At 58.8% G+C, this 16,595-nt stretch carries 19 protein-coding genes; 6 read left to right on the top strand and 13 right to left on the bottom strand.

Going from position 1 to position 16,595, the window contains the following annotated elements:
• Positions 1 to 22: 22 nt before the first annotated feature.
• Positions 23 to 778 carry a sulfate transporter CysZ gene (cysZ, locus tag AB7M32_RS28170; RefSeq protein ID WP_072409404.1) on the bottom strand — a complete coding sequence of 252 codons (756 nt, stop codon included), beginning with the start codon at positions 776 to 778 and terminating at the stop codon, positions 23 to 25.
• Between the two features lie 311 nt (positions 779 to 1,089).
• On the opposite strand from cysZ, the gene trxB reads away from it, so the two are divergent.
• On the top strand, positions 1,090 to 2,052 hold the full coding sequence (gene trxB / locus AB7M32_RS28165; protein ID WP_454252037.1) for a thioredoxin-disulfide reductase: 963 nt from the start codon (positions 1,090 to 1,092) through the stop codon (positions 2,050 to 2,052).
• Between the two features lie 186 nt (positions 2,053 to 2,238).
• Here trxB and AB7M32_RS28160 read toward each other — a convergent pair whose 3' ends face one another.
• The 7 genes from AB7M32_RS28160 to AB7M32_RS28130 form a co-directional block, all read right to left on the bottom strand.
• A complete protein-coding gene (locus AB7M32_RS28160) occupies positions 2,239 to 3,489 on the bottom strand; it encodes a 2-aminoadipate transaminase (RefSeq protein WP_454252036.1) in 1,251 nt (416 codons plus the stop codon).
• 297 nt (positions 3,490 to 3,786) lie between these two features.
• Positions 3,787 to 4,125, bottom strand: a complete 339-nt coding sequence (locus AB7M32_RS28155; RefSeq protein ID WP_454252035.1) for a HopJ type III effector protein — start codon at positions 4,123 to 4,125, stop codon at positions 3,787 to 3,789.
• The gene (locus tag AB7M32_RS28150) at positions 4,118 to 4,414 is read right to left on the bottom strand and encodes a DUF1244 domain-containing protein (protein ID WP_003205454.1); all 297 of its coding nucleotides are present in this window, start codon (positions 4,412 to 4,414) and stop codon (positions 4,118 to 4,120) included. Before AB7M32_RS28150 ends, AB7M32_RS28155 begins: the two co-directional genes overlap by 8 nt.
• A gap of 99 nt (positions 4,415 to 4,513) precedes the next feature.
• Positions 4,514 to 4,894: a dihydroneopterin triphosphate 2'-epimerase gene (gene folX / locus AB7M32_RS28145; protein WP_025211888.1), complete on the bottom strand. Its 381-nt coding sequence runs from the start codon at positions 4,892 to 4,894 to the stop codon at positions 4,514 to 4,516.
• Complete coding sequence (gene folE, locus AB7M32_RS28140) at positions 4,895 to 5,455, bottom strand: GTP cyclohydrolase I FolE (protein WP_014340148.1); 561 nt, start codon at positions 5,453 to 5,455, stop codon at positions 4,895 to 4,897.
• A gap of 20 nt (positions 5,456 to 5,475) precedes the next feature.
• A complete protein-coding gene (folM, locus tag AB7M32_RS28135; RefSeq protein ID WP_454252034.1) occupies positions 5,476 to 6,186 on the bottom strand; it encodes a dihydromonapterin reductase in 711 nt (236 codons plus the stop codon).
• A gap of 208 nt (positions 6,187 to 6,394) precedes the next feature.
• Complete coding sequence (locus AB7M32_RS28130) at positions 6,395 to 6,955, bottom strand: antibiotic biosynthesis monooxygenase (protein WP_454252033.1); 561 nt, start codon at positions 6,953 to 6,955, stop codon at positions 6,395 to 6,397.
• A gap of 219 nt (positions 6,956 to 7,174) precedes the next feature.
• On the opposite strand from AB7M32_RS28130, the gene AB7M32_RS28125 reads away from it, so the two are divergent.
• Positions 7,175 to 8,131, top strand: coding sequence for a MerR family transcriptional regulator (locus AB7M32_RS28125; protein ID WP_454252032.1), 957 nt, complete (start codon positions 7,175 to 7,177; stop codon positions 8,129 to 8,131).
• On the opposite strand, the gene AB7M32_RS28120 is transcribed toward AB7M32_RS28125, so the two are convergent.
• Together AB7M32_RS28120 and AB7M32_RS28115 are read right to left on the bottom strand one after the other, a co-directional pair.
• Positions 8,128 to 8,733 (bottom strand): hypothetical protein, encoded by a 606-nt coding sequence (locus AB7M32_RS28120; protein WP_072409419.1) that lies wholly within the window; start codon positions 8,731 to 8,733, stop codon positions 8,128 to 8,130. The two genes, AB7M32_RS28125 and AB7M32_RS28120, sit on opposite strands and share 4 nt — an antisense overlap.
• A 54-nt stretch (positions 8,734 to 8,787) precedes the next feature.
• On the bottom strand, positions 8,788 to 9,261 hold the full coding sequence (locus AB7M32_RS28115; RefSeq protein ID WP_454252031.1) for a PAS domain-containing protein: 474 nt from the start codon (positions 9,259 to 9,261) through the stop codon (positions 8,788 to 8,790).
• Positions 9,262 to 9,416: 155 nt separating this feature from the next.
• Between AB7M32_RS28115 and AB7M32_RS28110 the strand changes: the two genes are divergently transcribed.
• The 4 genes from AB7M32_RS28110 to AB7M32_RS28095 all read left to right on the top strand — a co-directional run bounded on the left by AB7M32_RS28110 (position 9,417) and on the right by AB7M32_RS28095 (position 12,959).
• Positions 9,417 to 9,872 carry a flavodoxin gene (locus AB7M32_RS28110; RefSeq protein ID WP_072409423.1) on the top strand — a complete coding sequence of 152 codons (456 nt, stop codon included), beginning with the start codon at positions 9,417 to 9,419 and terminating at the stop codon, positions 9,870 to 9,872.
• A 142-nt stretch (positions 9,873 to 10,014) separates the two neighbouring features.
• The gene (locus AB7M32_RS28105; protein WP_192262142.1) at positions 10,015 to 10,797 is read left to right on the top strand and encodes a class II aldolase/adducin family protein; all 783 of its coding nucleotides are present in this window, start codon (positions 10,015 to 10,017) and stop codon (positions 10,795 to 10,797) included.
• Entirely contained in the window at positions 10,797 to 11,699 is a 903-nt protein-coding gene (locus AB7M32_RS28100; protein WP_454252030.1) for an alpha/beta fold hydrolase, read from the top strand. The genes AB7M32_RS28105 and AB7M32_RS28100 overlap by 1 nt, the downstream gene beginning before the upstream one ends.
• A gap of 348 nt (positions 11,700 to 12,047) precedes the next feature.
• Positions 12,048 to 12,959 (top strand): SDR family oxidoreductase, encoded by a 912-nt coding sequence (locus AB7M32_RS28095; RefSeq protein ID WP_072409429.1) that lies wholly within the window; start codon positions 12,048 to 12,050, stop codon positions 12,957 to 12,959.
• A 42-nt stretch (positions 12,960 to 13,001) separates the two neighbouring features.
• Here AB7M32_RS28095 and AB7M32_RS28090 read toward each other — a convergent pair whose 3' ends face one another.
• From AB7M32_RS28090 to AB7M32_RS28080, 3 genes are all read right to left on the bottom strand, one after another.
• Positions 13,002 to 13,340: a peptidoglycan-binding domain-containing protein gene (locus AB7M32_RS28090; RefSeq protein WP_256573800.1), complete on the bottom strand. Its 339-nt coding sequence runs from the start codon at positions 13,338 to 13,340 to the stop codon at positions 13,002 to 13,004.
• Positions 13,341 to 13,855: 515 nt separating this feature from the next.
• Entirely contained in the window at positions 13,856 to 14,113 is a 258-nt protein-coding gene (locus AB7M32_RS28085) for an immunity protein (protein WP_158457248.1), read from the bottom strand.
• A complete protein-coding gene (locus tag AB7M32_RS28080) occupies positions 14,113 to 16,071 on the bottom strand; it encodes an S-type pyocin domain-containing protein (protein ID WP_454252029.1) in 1,959 nt (652 codons plus the stop codon). Before AB7M32_RS28080 ends, AB7M32_RS28085 begins: the two co-directional genes overlap by 1 nt.
• Positions 16,072 to 16,595 lie beyond the last annotated feature (524 nt).

Below are 16,595 nucleotides of genomic sequence, written 5' to 3'. Positions count from 1 at the left end.
AGGATGATGGATTTGTGACGGCTCAGCCCTGACGGGCCAAGGCAGTCTCGGCGCCTTGCTCGCGCACCCAGAACAAGGTCGCCCCGGCCACCGCTGCTGGCATCATCAGGATGTTCACCACCGGGATCAGCAGCACCAGGTACACGCTGCCGCCAAAACCCAGGCTCTGCCAGCGTTTTTCCCGCAGCCAGGCGAGCATTTCGTTCCAGCCCAGCTTGTGGTTGTCCGCCGGGTAGTCGATGTATTGGATCGCCATCATCCACACGCCGAACAGCAGCCACAGCGGTGCCGCCACCAGATTGACCACAGGAATGAACGACAGCACGAACAATCCCAGGGCGCGGGGCAGGAAATAGCCGAGTTTGCGCGCTTCCCGCCCCAGGGTCCGGGGGATCATGGCAATCAACTCGGCCCAGCTGAAGGCCGGGAAGTCGTCGGTGCCACGGACGACCACTTCGACTTTTTCCGCGAGAAAACCGTTGAACGGCGCGGCGATGATGTTGGCGAGCATGGTGAAGGTAAAGAACACCATCAGCACGACGAGTACCACGAACAGCGGCCAGAGCACATAGCTGAGGAAACTCAGCCACTCAGGCAGCGACGGCATCAGCGTATCGACCCACAGGCTGAATTGATGGCCGGCCAGGTAAATCAATCCGACGAACAGCACCAGGTTGATCGCCAGGGGCAAGAGTACGAACAGACGCAGGCCCGGGCTCAGGACCAGCTTGAGGCCTTCTCGCAAATATTGCGGGCCGGACAGGACGGGGGCGGGCATAGGTGACTCCGAGCGAAGGTGAACGCGCCGACCTTACCGGCTTTACCCAGCGCGGGAAAGCGGCGACATGGCGCGTAACAACCTTTATTGCAGCGAATGCGCCTATTGAAGGGGCCGCTGGGGATAGAGCTCACCTATGAGCTGGATTGTTAAACCGTATTTCCTTAATCTTCGCTGCCTCGATACGCTGCACCCATTCTTTTCCAGGACTGTCGAACCCAAGCCTTCCCCAAGTGCGTCAACGGTCCTTTTTTATTCACGCCGCTCACCCGGCGTTCCGGCCCGTAAGGTCCGGTCAACAGGAGCAGGTCATGTCTGAAGTGCGTCATTCGCGAGTGATTATCCTTGGTTCCGGCCCTGCCGGTTACAGTGCTGCGGTTTATGCGGCCCGTGCCAACCTCAAGCCGCTGCTGATCACCGGCATGCAGGCCGGCGGTCAATTGACCACCACCACCGAAGTCGATAACTGGCCGGGCGATGTCCATGGCCTGACCGGCCCGGCCTTGATGGAGCGCATGAAGGAACACGCCGAGCGCTTCGAGACCGAGATCGTTTTCGACCATATCAATGCCGTGGACTTCGCCGCCAAGCCATACACCCTGACCGGCGACAGCGCGACCTACACCTGCGATGCCCTGATCATCGCCACCGGCGCCAGCGCGCGTTACCTGGGCCTGCCGTCGGAAGAAGCCTTCATGGGCAAAGGTGTGTCGGCTTGCGCCACCTGCGACGGTTTCTTCTACCGCAACAAGCCAGTGGCTGTGGTCGGTGGCGGCAACACCGCGGTCGAGGAAGCGCTGTACCTGGCCAACATCGCCAGCACGGTCACTCTGATCCACCGTCGCGAAACCTTCCGCGCCGAGAAGATCCTGATCGACAAGCTCAACGCCCGCGTCGCCGAAGGCAAGATCATCCTCAAGCTCAACGCGACCCTGGACGAAGTGCTGGGCGACAACATGGGCGTGACCGGTGCCCGCCTGAAGAACAATGACGGCAGCTTTGACGAGATCAAGGTCGACGGCGTCTTCATCGCCATCGGCCACACGCCGAACACCTCGTTGTTCGAAGGCCAGCTGGAGCTCAAGGACGGCTACCTGGTGGTCAAGGGCGGCCGCGACGGCAACGCCACCGCCACCAGCGTCGAAGGTATCTTCGCGGCCGGCGACGTGGCCGACCATGTCTACCGCCAGGCGATCACCTCGGCCGGTGCCGGTTGCATGGCAGCCCTGGATGCCGAGCGTTACCTGGATGGCCTGCAGAACGCTTCGTTCTGATTCATCGGGCATGAAAAAACCGGCTTCGGCCGGTTTTTTCATGCCCGAATACCTGGCGATGTCCCCTTGTGGGAGCGAGCTTGCTCGCGATGGCGGTGCATCAGTCAACATTGATGTCGGCAGACTTGACGCTATCGCGAGCAAGCTCGCTCCCACAGGGTTTCTGGTGCCGTCACATGACAGTACTCAGGCCAGCTTCGCCAGGCACGCCTCCAGAATATCCAACCCCTCTTCCAGCACTGCCGGCTCGGTCGTCAATGGCGCCAGCAGCCGCACGATGTGTCGCGACTTGCCACTGGGCATCAGCAGCAGGCCCGATTCCCGTGCCAGGGCCAGCAGTTGCGTCAATTGTGCCGAGGCCGGAGTGCCGTCGGCGTGGCTCAGCTCGATGCCGCGCATGGCGCCGATGCCGGTCAGGCGGCCCAGGTAGGGACTTAGCCCGCGGCTGCGCCAGGATTCGTAGCGGCTGACGATCGCCTCTTGCTGTTGCACGCCCCAGGCGTGCAGGTTGGCGTCGGTCATTTCGTCCAGGGTCGCCAGCGCGGCGGCGCAGGCGATGGGGTTACCCGAGTAGGTGCCGCCCAGGCCACCCTTGGGCAGGTTGTCCAGCAGCGCCTTGCGTCCCACCACCGCACCGAGGGGCACGCCACCGGCAATGCTTTTGCCCAACAGGATCAGGTCTGGTTCGATGCCCAATCGGGAGAAGGCAAAGCGCTGGCCGGTGCGGCCGAAGCCGGACTGGATCTCATCGATGATCAGCACAATGCCCTTGTCATCACAGAACTGCCGCAGGGCCTGGGCGAAGGACACGTCCATCGCCAGGAAGCCGGCTTCGCCCTGCACCGGTTCGACAATGAAACAGGCCACGTCATTCACATCGATCTCGACGCTGAACAGCCGCTCCATGGCCTTCAAGGTCTCTTCGCAGGTGACGCCGTTGTCCTGGCTGGGGTACGGCAGGTGATACACCGGCCCGGGCAGGACACCGACTTTCTGTTTGTAAGGCGCGACCTTGCCGTTGAGGTTGAGGGTCGCCAGGGTGCGACCGTGAAAGGCACCGTCAAACGCGATCACGGCGGTACGGCCGGTAGCGCCCCGCACGATCTTCAAGGCGTTCTCCGCCGCCTCGGCACCGCTGTTGGTGAGCATGCCGCTGACCGGGTAATCCACCGGGACAAACGCCGCCAGGCGTTCCATCAATTCAATGTAGGGCGCGTGAGGGGCGGCGTTGAATGCGTAGTGAGTCAGCCGCGTAGCCTGTTCGCGGATCGCCTCGACAATGCGCGGATGACAATGGCCGAGGTTCAACACACCAATGCCCCCGACAAAGTCGATGTAGCGTTTGCCGTCAGTGTCCCAGACCTCGGCGTTCCTGCCGTGGCTGAGGCTGACGGGATGCACGATGGAGATCGATTGGCTGATGGTTTCGCTGCTCATGGATGACGGCCCGGATGAAGGAGAAATTTCCGTTATCTAAGCCGCGAGCAGAGGGGCCCGGCAAACGAAATAAAGTTGCCGGGTCAATCTTAAAAGTCGGGATGTGGTGAGGCGCCGCTCACTTGGACTGAGCCTGTGGCGAGGGAGCTTGCTCCCGCTGGGGCGCGAAGCGGCCCTGAAACCTGGCAACCCGGTGTGCCAGGCAAATTGAGTTTGACTGTCTGGGTTTGCTGCGCAGCCCAGCGGGAGCAAGCTCCCTCGCCACAAAAGCGGGCCTCACCACACAGGAAGAGCCGATTAGCGCCGTTGCAGCGGCGGTGCCTCGAACGTCACACCTGCCAGGCCATGGACCATCAGCGCGCGGATGTTGCCATGATCACTGCCTTCGGGCGTGGCCAGTACCGAACGGTAATGTTCGCCGAATGCCAGCAGCGCTTCTTCATCGCTCAAGCCCTCGAGCAGTGCCAGGCCCAGGGTCTTGCACGAGCCTTCGTTCTGCCCGGCGGCGTTTTGCACGCCGCCGTTATTGAAGGCCCGGGGCTGATAATCGTAGCCGGCGGCGATAAAGGCCAGGGTGTCGGCGAAGGTATGTTCGCCGCTCTTGAGGCGGCTACGCAGGGTATTGAGATCAGGCATCGGGTTTTCCTTTGGCGAACGCCGCCTGTTGTTCGGCGCTGGCTTCTTTCTGGTATTGGGCTTTCCATTCTGCGTACGGCATGCCGTAGACCACTTCGCGGGCGTCGTCGAGGCTGACCTCGACCTGACGCTCATCGGCGGCGGCCTTGTACCACTTGGACAGGCAGTTGCGGCAGAAACCGGCGAGGTTCATCAGGTCGATGTTCTGCACATCCTTGCGGCTGTCCAGGTGGGCAACCAGCCGACGGAAAGCGGCGGCTTCGAGTTCGAGGCGTTGTTGGTCGTTCATGGAGGTCTCTGCGAGGCAGCTTCAAGGGGCAAGCTTCAAGCTGCAAGAGTGGATTTGCGGTGGTCAGGCTTGAAGCTTACAGCCTGAGGCTTGCAGCTGCTACGAAGTAGCCCGACTTGCTGCGAGCGTAATCGACACTGATTCGGCGAATCGCAAGGCGTGGGGCTTGTCGACTTCGACTTCGGCGTACAGCACCGACTCGTTGGCCATGACCAGGTCGAGCAATTCCTGGGTCAGGCGTTCGAGCAGGGCGAAGCGGTTGCCTTCCACATGGGCGATGATCGCCTTGGTGATGGTGCGGTAGTTCAGCGCGTGGTCGATGTCGTTGTCGCGCACCGCCTCCTGGGCAGCATAGAGGATGGTCAGGTTGATCAGCACATCCTGCTTGTTGAGGATTTCATCCTCGTTGATGCCAATGAAGGTGCGCAGGCGCAGGTCCTTGACCTTGATGCGTGCCATGGCTGGCTGAAGTTGTGGCATTTACTTGCTCCGTCGAATCAATTGCAGGAACTCCTGGCGCGTGGTGCTGGAATCGCGAAAGGCGCCGAGCATCACCGAGGTGTTCATGGTCGAGTTCTGTTTTTCGACACCGCGCATCATCATGCACATGTGCTGGGCCTCGATCACCACCGCCACGCCAGCGGCCTGTGTGACCTGCTGCACCGCGTCGGCGATTTGCCGGGTCAGGTTCTCCTGGATCTGCAGGCGGCGGGCGAACATGTCCACCAACCGGGCGATCTTCGACAGCCCCAGGACCTTGCCGGTAGGAATATAAGCCACATGGGCCTTGCCGATGAAGGGCAACAGGTGATGTTCGCACAGGGAATAGAGTTCGATGTCGGCGACGATCACCATTTCATCGCTGTCAGAGGCGAACAGCGCGCCGTTGACGATCTGCTCGACGCTTTGTTCATAGCCGTGGCAAAGGTACTGCATGGCCTTGGCGGCACGCACCGGGGTATCGAGCAAACCCTCGCGCTCGGGGTTTTCCCCCAGGCCAATGAGGATCTCGCGGTAGTTCTGGGGCAGGGATAGCGTCATGGTGCATCCTCGAAACAAGGCTATTTGACGTGCCGCCCGCCGTTGACGGTCAGGGTCGTGCCGGTGACATAAGGGTTGTCCAGCAGATAACGCAGGCTCTGGTAGATCACTTCGCTGCCGGGTTCGATACCCAATGCGGACTTGGCCAGGGCCTTGGCGCGGTAAGCCGCGTCGTCTTCGGGGTTGAACAGTAGCAGGGCCGGGGCGATGCCGTTGACCTTGATCGCCGGGGCGAACTTGGCCGCGAACGACAGGGTCAGGCTTTCCAGGCCGGCCTTGGTGGCGCAATAGGCGATATGTCGGGCGCTGCCCTTGCGGGTCACATCATCGCTGATGTGCACGATATCCGCCGGCGTTGAACGCAGCAGCAACTCGGCGCAATGCAGGTTGATCAGGTAAGGTGCAAGCATGTGCACACCGAACATGGCGCTGAAGGCCGCCGATTCGCTGCCAGGCTCCTCGGTCATCCAGGCCGAGGCGTTGTGGACGATGGCTCGCAGCCGGTCGGTGTGCTGCTTGAGTTGTTCGATAAAGGCGAGGATCCCCGTTTCGCTGGAGAAGTCGGCGAACAGCACCACCGCCCCCAGGTCCCGCAACGTTTGCACGCCAGGGCGTTCGGTACGATAGGTCGCGATCACCGGGTGCCCGTCCTCCAGCAAGCGCCGGGCGCAATGCAGGCCGACGCGCTGGGCTGCACCAGTGATCAGGATCGGGGCGGTGGCGCTGGACATGGGACGGCTCGGTTCACGGCAAGAGCAAAACTATAACAGCGACGCGGGGCGCGTCCTATGTACAAAGTCAACCCGGTCGTGACCGGTTGCCCACTGTGGGAGCGAGCTTGCTCGCGATAGCGGTGTGACAGTCAATGAGGATATTGAAGGTCAGGCCGTCATCGCGAGCAAGCTCGTTCCCACAGGATGGCTGTCGAGGCAGGTGGCATCAATGATTGCGCGTAGCCGGCACCGCCCGCTGCGGCGCGCCGTTGAGCCAGTTCGCCAGCAGATGGGTCGACATCGGGATAAACAGGTAGACCATCAGCGGTGTCAGGATGGCGGTGCTGATGAGCACGCGGCTCAACAGGCCCAGTTCGCCCAGCAGTGGTCCCAACAGGAAATTGAACAACAGCGACACGGGAAAGAACGCAAGCCAGATGGCCACGGCCTGTTTCCAGCGTGGCGGCCGCTGGCCGACCGAGCCGAACCAGCCATCGATGCCACGCACCCGATGTTCGGAAGGATGGGCAAACAGATCGCTGCCGCGCCCCAGCCAGGCCGTGCGCGAGGCGGAGTGTTCCCAGGCGTGCAGTGTTTGCTCGTCGGCAAAACGGAAAATGATCTGGAATTCATCGTCCTGGGGCGGTGGCGCGAGTACGCCAGACCCCAGGTAACCTGGGAAATCGGTGGCCAATTGTTCGCCTTCGCGCAACCAGGCAATCAGATCCCGATAGCGTCCATTGGCGACGCGGCGGGCTACCATCAAAGTGACGGGTGAGGTCGACATTATGTATCTCCGTAAGACAGGCGCAATGCTCCGGGTAGGAGGTTTGCGAGGGACGCCCCCGGGGTGGTGGGTTGCGTCTGGTCGCCAAAAAACAGGCAAGGATTATTCCCGATGGCGCTTGAAACAACAAAACCGCACATCTGAATACGTTGTCCTTGTCATGCCGTGCCTTGGAGGGGAAGATAGGATCCAATTTTCCAGTCGGAATTGTCTGCCAAAATGAGCGTAATCACAGAGGATAGCTTTGTTTTCCAGGCAACCGCCTTGAAAAGGGAAGATCTGTTCCCCATTCGTGAAGTCGCGCGCATGACCGGCGTGAATCCCGTGACCCTACGCGCATGGGAGCGGCGCTACGGTTTGATCCAGCCCACCCGCACCGAAAGCGGGCATCGCCTGTACTCGTTGAGCGATATCGAAAAGGTGCGCAGTATCCTGGCGTGGATCGAGCGCGGGGTGGCAGTCAGCAAAGTGGGCAAGATCCTGGCCAAGACCGAGGCGGTGCAACCGGTCTCCACGCTGCTTTCATCCGACCTGGCCAAGGCTGATCACGTTCGCTGGCAGCAACAGGTGGCGGACGCGGTTGGCAACTTTGACGATGTGGAACTGGATCGCGTCTACGGGCAAGTCTTTTCCACCTACACCGTGCCGGTCGTATTTCAGGACATCCTGATGCCGCTTTGGCGACAAATGCTATATCGCCAGCCAGAGTTCGGGCAAATCAGTGAATGGGTGTTTTTCGACGGCTTCCTGCGTTCGCGCATCATCCAGCGGCTTTTGTTCAAGCGCGAAGGTCAGTCGCCGCGGGTCCTGGTCTGCGCTTTGGCCGGCCAGTGCCGTGAGCTGGAGCTGCTGGTCACGGCGCTGTTCCTGTCCAGCGCGGAAGTGGGCGTCAGGGCGCTGTCGATCGGCCTGCCATTCAACGAACTGACCTTGGTGTGCCAGAAGGTCCAGCCGCTGGCCTTGGTGCTGGTTTCCAATCATGCGCCGGTCCCGGACTTGCCCAAGCGCCTGGGCAAATTGGCGCTGAGCCTGGATTGTCCGTTGATGCTGGCCGGTGAAGCATCCGACCTGGTGCAGGAAAGCCTGGCTGGCTCGTCGATCGGTTGCCTGGGTAATGAAGGAACAGTGATGCGCCAGCGCCTGCGTCAATTTCTGGCAGGCAACCTCGACACCTAGAGATGCATGGAGGGGTGGGTGAGGCGATGTTGCTGCAGAATGTACTGGCGCAGGCGCTCAGTCTCGTCCTGGTCATTCTGGTTCAGGTGATAGGCCAGCAAACCTCGATCGGTTTCCCGTTCGAAGCCGCCACGCAACGAAATTCTTTCGTAGCCTGAGGGGCTGAACCACAAGGCAAACTGCTTCGGTGGCTTGGTCCGGCTGCGGTTTTCCAGCAATACACCCTTGCAGGACACTTCGTGGACCCAGAGCGGTCCCGGCTGGCCCTTGATATTTTCCAGCGCCACCGGCTCGTCGAGCGTCAGGCGCCACGGGCGTATCTTCGGTCCGTCTTCGTAGATGCTCGGCACACCCAGGCGCAGGTGCATCGCATGGAATTCGTCTTCCACCAGGTGCAACGGAAACGTCATTTGCTGGTTTTCGAAATTGGCTTGCAGGGTGACCTGCTCATTCGCCGCCAGACGCGTCAACAAGTCACGGATCTGCGACCCACCGTTGACCAGCAAGCTCGACGTGACATCCCGCTCGTTCAACTGCGGGTTATGTTGCATGGTCCGGATGAAATCCAGTTCATCCTGCGTCAGAAGGGCATCGCGCTGCATGGTCGGCTCGAAATGATAATTTACATTTTCACTGGTGATTGTAGTGACTGACCATTAATTCGTGGTTTTGTTTGCACCATTCGTCGCTTCAAGCCGGGCAATCGTTGCCCGGGCTTCGGCCAGCTCCTTTTCCAGCTGGGCGACGCGTTGTTGAGCCTTAACCTGGGTCGTGACGTCTTTTTGCACGCCAACGAAATAGGTATATCCGTCAGCCTGGTTTTTTACCGTGGACAATGACAGCTCATTCCAGAACGGCGTGCCGTCCTTGCGGTAGTTGCGCAGCACTTCTCGACAGGCACCGCCCTCTCGCAAGGCCTTGCGAATCGCCTCCAGGGACGGTTGGTCCCGATCACCTGACTGCAGGAACCGGCAATCCTGGTAAAGGATTTCGTCGCGGTGATAGCCGGTCAGGCGTTCGAAGGCCGGGTTTACGTAGATCAGGATATTGTCTTCGCCTTCTTTTTCGGCGATGACAATCCCGTCGTTGGAAGCATTGATGACCAATTGCATCAATTGAGCGTTGATCATTGGAAAGAGTCCTTCTGAACATCCGTGTTGAACCAACATTCTAGAAGAAATCGAAAGGCTGTCCACTGGCCATTATTGCCGTTGAGAGCCATTCGCAGCCTTGTGGGTGCAACTGTTACTATCCCGGCTCTTTTTTCAGTATCAGGATCAGATTGATGAAAGTCGCCATTCTTTCCGGCTCAGTGTATGGCACCGCCGAAGAAGTCGCCCGGCACGCCGCCAAACTGCTTCGCGACGCGGGCTTTGACGCCTGGCACGACCCTCGTGCGACCCTGGCGGATGTCCAGGCATTCGCGCCAGAAGCCTTGCTGGCGGTGACTTCTACGACCGGCATGGGCGAGCTGCCAGACAGTCTGATGCCGTTGTATTCGACCATCCGCGACCAATTGCCAGGGTTCTTTCGCGGCTTGCCCGGCGCGGTGATTGGCCTGGGCGACGCCAGCTACGGGGATACCTTCTGTGCCGGCGGCGAGCAGATGTGTGAACTGTTCGCCGAACTGGGCGTTCGCGAGCTGCTGCCGATGCTGCGTCTGGATGCCAGCGAAAGCGTCACCCCGGAAACTGACGCCGAGCCGTGGCTGGCTGAGTTGATTGACACGTTGCGGCCTTGAAGCGGGGGGCGCTGACTCGTTTGGCCAGTAAGCTGGCTGCCAATGCAACTACCGCCTCTGAAAGACCTGACTAGACTGAGTTTTCTTGCGTACGACGTTTTGATGACAAGACTCCTATAACAAGAAATCAGAGGTCAGAGCCGTGAGCGTAGCGCCCGTCCAAACGACACTCAGTATCAAGGAACAGGTCAGTGCGGCCGAATGGCAAACCCGGGTGGACCTTGCCGCCTGTTATCGGCTTGTCGCGCTGCATGGCTGGGATGACCTGATCTTCACCCATATTTCCGCGAAGGTCCCCGGCACCGAGGATTTTTTGATCAACCCGTTCGGGTTGATGTTCCATGAAGTCACCGCTTCGAGCCTGGTCAAGGTTGACCAGGCCGGCAACAAGTTGATGGACAGCCCCTACGAGATCAATCCGGCCGGCTACACCATCCACAGCGCGGTGCATGAGGTGCGCCATGATGTGGCTTGTGTGCTGCACACCCACACCGCCGCCGGCGTCGCGGTATCGGCGCAGAAGCAAGGCGTGTTGCCGATCAGCCAACAAGCACTGTTCGTACTGTCGAGCCTTGCCTATCACGCTTACGAAGGGGTGGCCTTGAATCACGAAGAAAAGGCGCGCTTGCAGGCTGACCTTGGCGAAAGCAATTTCCTGATGCTGCACAACCATGGCTTGCTGACATGCGGCGGGACCATCGCCGATACCTTCCTGATGATGTTCACCTTTCAACGAGCCTGTGACATCCAGGTACTGGCCCAGAACGGCGGGGCCGAATTGATTGCCATCGAACCGCAGATTCTGGCCGGCGCCCGGGCGATGATCGCCGGGGTGACCAAAAGCGCCCAAGGCATGGGCGGCGCGCTGGCCTGGCCGGCGTTGCTGCGCAAGCTCGACCAACAAGACACCGGGTATAGAAGCTGATGCTCCTGGCCCAGATTCCCCTGCGTATCTGGCGCCAGCGCAGCCAGACTTTCCTGTTCCGTGGCCACGCCATCCGTTATTGGGTGGCGGGCCAGGGCGAGCCGCTGTTGTTGATCCACGGTTTTCCCACCGCCAGTTGGGATTGGCATTACCTGTGGCAACCCTTGGCGCAACGCTACCGGGTGATCGCGTGCGACATGCTCGGTTTCGGCGATTCCGCCAAACCGATGGAGCACGTCTACAGCCTGCTGGAGCAAGCCGATCTGCAGCAGGCTTTGCTGGCGCATCTGAATGTGAAGGGCGCGGTGCATGTGCTGGCCCACGATTACGGTGACAGCGTGGCCCAGGAATTGCTCGCTCGGCATTACGAAGCACGCATCCACCTTGAGAGTTGTGTCTTTCTCAATGGTGGCCTGTTCCCCGAAACCCACCGCCCGGTATGGGCTCAGAAACTCTTGTTGAGCCCCCTGGGCTGGCTGCTGGGGCGGATGTTCTCCCGGGAAAGCCTAGCCTGCAACTTTCGGCAGATTTTCGGCCCCAGGACCGGCCCTACCGAAAGCGAGCTGGATGACTTCTGGAGCCTGGTGGCGGCTCATCACGGTCCGCGAATCATGCACAAACTCATCGGCTATATTCCCGAACGTCGTGTGCAGCGTGATCGCTGGGTGCTGGCGATGCAGCGCGGCGAAGTGCCGTTGCGGGTGATCGACGGCGCGGTCGATCCGATTTCCGGTGAACACATGGTGGCGCGCTACGAGGCCCTGATCCCGAACCCGGACACGGTGTTGTTGCCCGACATCGGTCATTACCCGCACACCGAGGCACCGGTGCAGGTGCTCAAACATTACCTGGCGTTTCGCGAAGCCATCGCCGCGCCGCGCAGACAAATGGCCTGTACCTGACGACTTGGCATTGAGGAGCGAACCTGTGTGGGAGCGGGCTTGCTCGCGAAGGCGCCAGCACAGCCAACATCCATTCTGACTGGAAGACCGCTTTCGCGAGCAAGCCCGCTCCCACAGTTTTCGGGCGTTTACAAGATTGCGTTCCACTGCAAATCCCTGTGGGAGCGAGCTTGCTCGCGATAGCGGTCCTCCTGCCAACAGGAAAGTCGAATACGCCGCCGTGGCTCGGGCCTGCATCATCCCCCCGCCTTATCGGCCACCATTCACTGCCAATCGTGTTGATTGTGACCGGCCGACAGGTGCCGGACACTCGTGGTCATTGTCCTATCCGCCTGCTGGAGTTCTGCCATGAGTGAGTCTGTGCGTTTCGAAGATAAAGTCGTGATCGTCACGGGAGCCGGCGGTGGCCTGGGGCGCGCCCATGCGTTGCTGTTCGCCAGGCAAGGCGCGAAAGTGCTGGTCAACGATCTTGGCGGTTCGGCGCAAGGGGAAGGGGCCAATGCCTCGGCAGCGGATCGGGTGGTTGCCGAAATCCGCGAGGCGGGCGGCATCGCCGAGGCCAACCACGACTCGGTCACCGATGGCGACAAGCTGGTGCAAAACGCGCTTGATGCGTTCGGTCGCGTCGATGTGGTGGTCAACAATGCCGGGATCCTGCGGGACAAGACATTCCACAAAATGGACGACGCCGATTGGGACCTGGTCTACCGCGTCCATGTCGAGGGTGCCTACAAGGTGACCCGGGCCGCTTGGCCGCACCTGCGTGAGCAAAACTACGGGCGGGTGATCTTCACCGCGTCCACTTCGGGCATCTACGGCAACTTCGGTCAATCCAACTACGGCATGGCCAAGCTCGGCCTTTATGGCCTGACCCGCACCCTGGCCATCGAAGGCCGCAAGAACAACATCCTGGTCAATGCCATCGCCCCCACTGGCGGCACCCGCATGACCGAAGGCCTGATCCCGCCGCAGGTGTTCGAACAACTCAAGCCCGAACTCGTCAGCCCGCTGGTGGTGTACCTGGCCAGCGAGGCCTGCCAGGAAACCTCCGGCTTGTTCGAGGTGGGCGGCGGCTGGATGGGCAAGGTGCGCTGGGAGCGCAGCCTGGGTGCGGGCTTCGACCCGCGCAAAGGGTTTTCGCCCGAAGACGTCGCCGCCCATTGGCAGCAGATCTGCGACTTCGAGGGTGCGGTACACCCGAACGACAATCTGGAAGCGTTGAAGGAAATGATGGCGAATCTGCAACACCACGCCATTTAACGGTTATAGCCCGCGCCTGTTGCTGTCAGCGCAGTAACCGGTTCAGGGAAAATACTTCTTCACCAGGGCCGCCAGGTTCGCGGCGGTCTCGACGTCTATCACACCGTCATACTTGGCCGGGCGAAAGTGCAGCTGAAATGCTCTTACCTGGCGCTGGAAACCTGCACCCGTCGTGGCCGCCGAAGTGTCATAGCCGTATCGTTTGAATAGCCCGACCAATTGTTCGCGAAGAGGAATTCCATTGGCTCGATACGCCTGCATGAATTCTTCTTGAGTGGTGTCATCGAACCATGCACCAATGCCCTTGAGATACAACGCGTGCCAGGGGAACATCGGACCCGGATCGCTCTTGCGCCCGGCGGCGATATCCGAATGCGCCACACATTGACTGGGCTGATGTCCGGGTATCGCTTGAGAATATCCACCGTCAGAAATTCGATCGCCTCGATTTGCTGAGCGTTGTAGGTTATAGCCTTTTTGAACGATAGCTTGTGTTGTTTATTTGCGTTGTCGATAACTCACTGGGAAATAAATCGGAGCGAAATGCTGCGATTGCTTTCAGCGTAACAGTGGGTTTTTTGTGCGCGTAGTTGGATTCTGGCTTTGTTGTAGGACCGGGCGTTTTGATGGATGGAATTAAGCTCATTGGCTGAGCGTCAAGATGCGTAGGCCGATGTCAAATAGCCGCCGAAAACTGTGCAGCGACCATACAAAATTTCACAAGATTTAGGATAAAGATTTTTTGATGAGCAGCGGCCTGATATCTCTTTCAGGGTTTTTTGGTGGTCTTCTTCGAGAAGCAAGCGCATATAAAAGGCCGCGAAAAAAAACAGCGGCCTAGGGGAACCACTGCAAAAAAATCGCAGCGGCGAATGATATATGAAGTATTCGTCGGATCAGGTATGTCTTTTTTCTTTCATGAAATCCGGTGCTTTCCAGTTCGGACCTTTGATGGCGACGGGCCCCTCACCATTTGCGAGTACCCCCTCCTCAAATAACCTTGTATAGGTCCTTAGTAGCTCTCCATTTGCTACAGCCTCAAATCGATAGCGAGCGATCATTCTGTCGAGTGACGGATATGCTAAGCCGATACCGAAAGCAGAGACGATGTCTGTGATCGATTCGTTTTTTACGAGTTGCTCGATAGTGTTCATCAGAATTCTCCTTTCAACAGTCGCTTGTATATTTCTTCCGTTTGCTTTTCAGCCGCCTCGAGCGCTTCCAAGGAATATAGCAATGATTCGCTACTGCCAAGTTTATAGTCCTCTAACGTCGCAGTATGGGCATTGTTCCATTCGGCCGATCCGTTGCTCGGAATGAAGTCATCTGTGAGGCCTTGTGCCCTAAATCTCTCCAGCTCTCTTGTCTCGTGAGTGTAAAAGCGTTTGTCGACATCGGCTATAGCAATTTCGCTTCTCAAAATTCTCTCAAGCCTCTCGATCATCACTTCATTGGCATCAGACTGATCGAGCCGAGCGATGTGCAATTTTACAGCGTCAATTCCCTCCTTAGTGATCGTCGCGCTTCTCCAATCCAAGTCCAGAATAGGCCCGCCAGCCTGCTCCGGGTTAAAGTCGCGCCCACTGTGCTCGCCTTTGGTCGTTGCTCCTTCATAGGGACTACTGAAAACGGTATAGAACGGCTGGATACCCGACTCAATTGGGAATACCGTAATGAATCCACCAAAACTGTAATTATCCAATTCCGGATGTGTATCCATTCGCCCGTCAACAGCCACTGGAGTCGCACCACTGTAGGCAGTAAGGTTTGGTGCGTTCACCGGTAGGTAAGTGGACGCATTACCTGGTCTTGCAATGGGGGTCCAGGTCATCCCGATTGACTCGGTATCCGGGCTGCGGGACCAGTAGAAGTCACCATGTGGATCAAGCGTGGCTAGCCGGACCGGCACTTTGGAAGGTATCGAGGTTCCTGTACTGCCAGCGACGACAAACTCCCGCTTATTGACCGCAGTTCTGGAGCCGATAACGACAGGCAGTTTGATTTCACCCTGTGTCGCTGCGATAGCGTACAAATCATCACTGTTGTCAGGTAGGAGTTCCGCCAGTGGGACGCTTAGGGCGTAAAGATCTCCGTTGCCTAATTGTGATGGATAAAGCAGCGCGGCAAACCCTCCGATAACAGGTGTTGCCACGGCAGAGATAGCTTCGATGACGGCCGGAATTGCCGTACGTAGCATCGTGTTGATTGCCAGGGCGGTTGTCGGACTTATGGCGAGCTCGCCCTTCGAAAAGCTGAATGATGGAGCAGCGGCGACGGTAGGGGTTGATACGGGAAATGTACGAGCGGCGAAGGCTTTTTCACGCGCCTTTTCAGCTTCTGCCAGTTGTCGGGCTTCTGTCGCCGCGACAGCTGCTATCTTTGCTCGTTCTTCCGCTTCACGTAGGGCTTGAGCCACCTTTTGTGCTCTTTCAGCAGCCAAACGCTGCGCTTCTTTTTGCACCTGCTCTTGGGCCTGCACCGCAGCGAGCCATTTGAGTACTTCGACTTGCTGCTGATTCAGCATATTGATGGCTTGGGACAGCAGCCTTGCCTCGTACGCTGCCTTGAGCGATGCAGTCCAGGCTTGTATCGCAATACCGTTCGGGGGGACTAGTCTCTCTAGGGTCAGTGCTTTCGGATAGAACGCCTGTAATGGCTTACTAATTGGATCGACGCCGTAGAAACTATTGGCAAGCGCTGTTTTTTGATGAAATTGGGCGGTTTTTCGCGCCAGCAGTGTGTTGCGTACGCCCAATTCGCGAGCGATTGCCGCTGCGGGGGGAAGAGAGCGTGTCGATCCCTCAAGCCTAATCGCCGCCAGATCGTTCTCGATCGTTTGCGGCAGCCTGCTGAGCTGGGTTTGGTACGTACTTTCTGCAGTTTTGGTGGTGCTCTTCAACCTAAGCAAAACCATTCCAATCGCAGGCTCAAACCCAGCATGGCTATAGTCAGAAAAGCTCTGCGAATTTGAACCGTCACCACCGGTGTCTATATGAGTCCTGCCTATCGAGCGATCCGGTATGCCGCCATGTCCATGATTGGGAGATGGAGAAGAGGAAGGTGGCGTGCGAGGTATACCTCTATCCACAAGGATATTTTTCTCTTGCTGCATATCGAGTTCCTTTCGAATCGAGTCTGAATAGCCAAACCGTCATTCAACACACGCGGTCATTCATGGCTATTTGTGTAATCCCCCATCTTGGGCGACCAAGGAAACTATAAGTTCGATCTCTAAAGGCAGGCAGGTGAGCCTTTCCGACAACAACGTAGGAAACAAGAAGTTTTAACTAGGAAATAACCGCACATAAAAAAGGCCGCTGCAAAAAGCAGCGGCCTAAGCGTGACGTTGCAAAGGAGCTACAAACCAACGTCGATGAACACGGGATGATGGACCGATGCGCCAATCCATCCGAATGACGGTGCGCCAGGCGGGAAGGATGCCGTGGCGACTTGCGCCTGCAGGCCCGTTGCCCTGCAAGCCCGGCCAGCATAGAGATCGAGCCCGACGGGAAACAGCCCGGATCCGGACATGCACCGTTGCAGGGCGCGTAACAGTCGCAGGCCGGGCAGGAATATGCGTGGCGCTGATGGATCATCATCCAGTCCGTCCATGGGGCGCGCAAACGCCCTTCCCGC

The sequence above is a fragment of the Pseudomonas sp. R151218B TE3479 genome, assembly GCF_053629195.1.
The sequence above is the reverse complement of the archived record's forward strand: the minus strand, read 5'-3'. Positions and strand labels throughout refer to the sequence as shown.

Bases quoted from the DNA above. Each gene is read 5' to 3' on its own strand.
- AB7M32_RS28155 (WP_454252035.1), bottom strand. From the start codon at position 4,125: ATGCCTGATCTCAATACCCTGCGTAGCCGCCTCAAGAGCGGCGAACAT.
- folE (WP_014340148.1), bottom strand. From the start codon at position 5,455: ATGACGCTATCCCTGCCCCAGAACTACCGCGAGATCCTCATTGGCCTG.
- AB7M32_RS28100 (WP_454252030.1), top strand. From the start codon at position 10,797: ATGCTCCTGGCCCAGATTCCCCTGCGTATCTGGCGCCAGCGCAGCCAG.
- AB7M32_RS28150 (WP_003205454.1), bottom strand. From the start codon at position 4,414: ATGAACGACCAACAACGCCTCGAACTCGAAGCCGCCGCTTTCCGTCGG.
- AB7M32_RS28110 (WP_072409423.1), top strand. From the start codon at position 9,417: ATGAAAGTCGCCATTCTTTCCGGCTCAGTGTATGGCACCGCCGAAGAA.
- AB7M32_RS28125 (WP_454252032.1), top strand. From the start codon at position 7,175: ATGAGCGTAATCACAGAGGATAGCTTTGTTTTCCAGGCAACCGCCTTG.
- cysZ (WP_072409404.1), bottom strand. From the start codon at position 778: ATGCCCGCCCCCGTCCTGTCCGGCCCGCAATATTTGCGAGAAGGCCTC.
- AB7M32_RS28115 (WP_454252031.1), bottom strand. From the start codon at position 9,261: ATGATCAACGCTCAATTGATGCAATTGGTCATCAATGCTTCCAACGAC.
- AB7M32_RS28095 (WP_072409429.1), top strand. From the start codon at position 12,048: ATGAGTGAGTCTGTGCGTTTCGAAGATAAAGTCGTGATCGTCACGGGA.
- trxB (WP_454252037.1), top strand. From the start codon at position 1,090: ATGTCTGAAGTGCGTCATTCGCGAGTGATTATCCTTGGTTCCGGCCCT.
- AB7M32_RS28160 (WP_454252036.1), bottom strand. From the start codon at position 3,489: ATGAGCAGCGAAACCATCAGCCAATCGATCTCCATCGTGCATCCCGTC.
- folM (WP_454252034.1), bottom strand. From the start codon at position 6,186: ATGTCCAGCGCCACCGCCCCGATCCTGATCACTGGTGCAGCCCAGCGC.
- AB7M32_RS28130 (WP_454252033.1), bottom strand. From the start codon at position 6,955: ATGTCGACCTCACCCGTCACTTTGATGGTAGCCCGCCGCGTCGCCAAT.
- AB7M32_RS28085 (WP_158457248.1), bottom strand. From the start codon at position 14,113: ATGAACACTATCGAGCAACTCGTAAAAAACGAATCGATCACAGACATC.
- AB7M32_RS28080 (WP_454252029.1), bottom strand. From the start codon at position 16,071: ATGCAGCAAGAGAAAAATATCCTTGTGGATAGAGGTATACCTCGCACG.
- AB7M32_RS28120 (WP_072409419.1), bottom strand. From the start codon at position 8,733: ATGCAGCGCGATGCCCTTCTGACGCAGGATGAACTGGATTTCATCCGG.
- folX (WP_025211888.1), bottom strand. From the start codon at position 4,894: ATGCCACAACTTCAGCCAGCCATGGCACGCATCAAGGTCAAGGACCTG.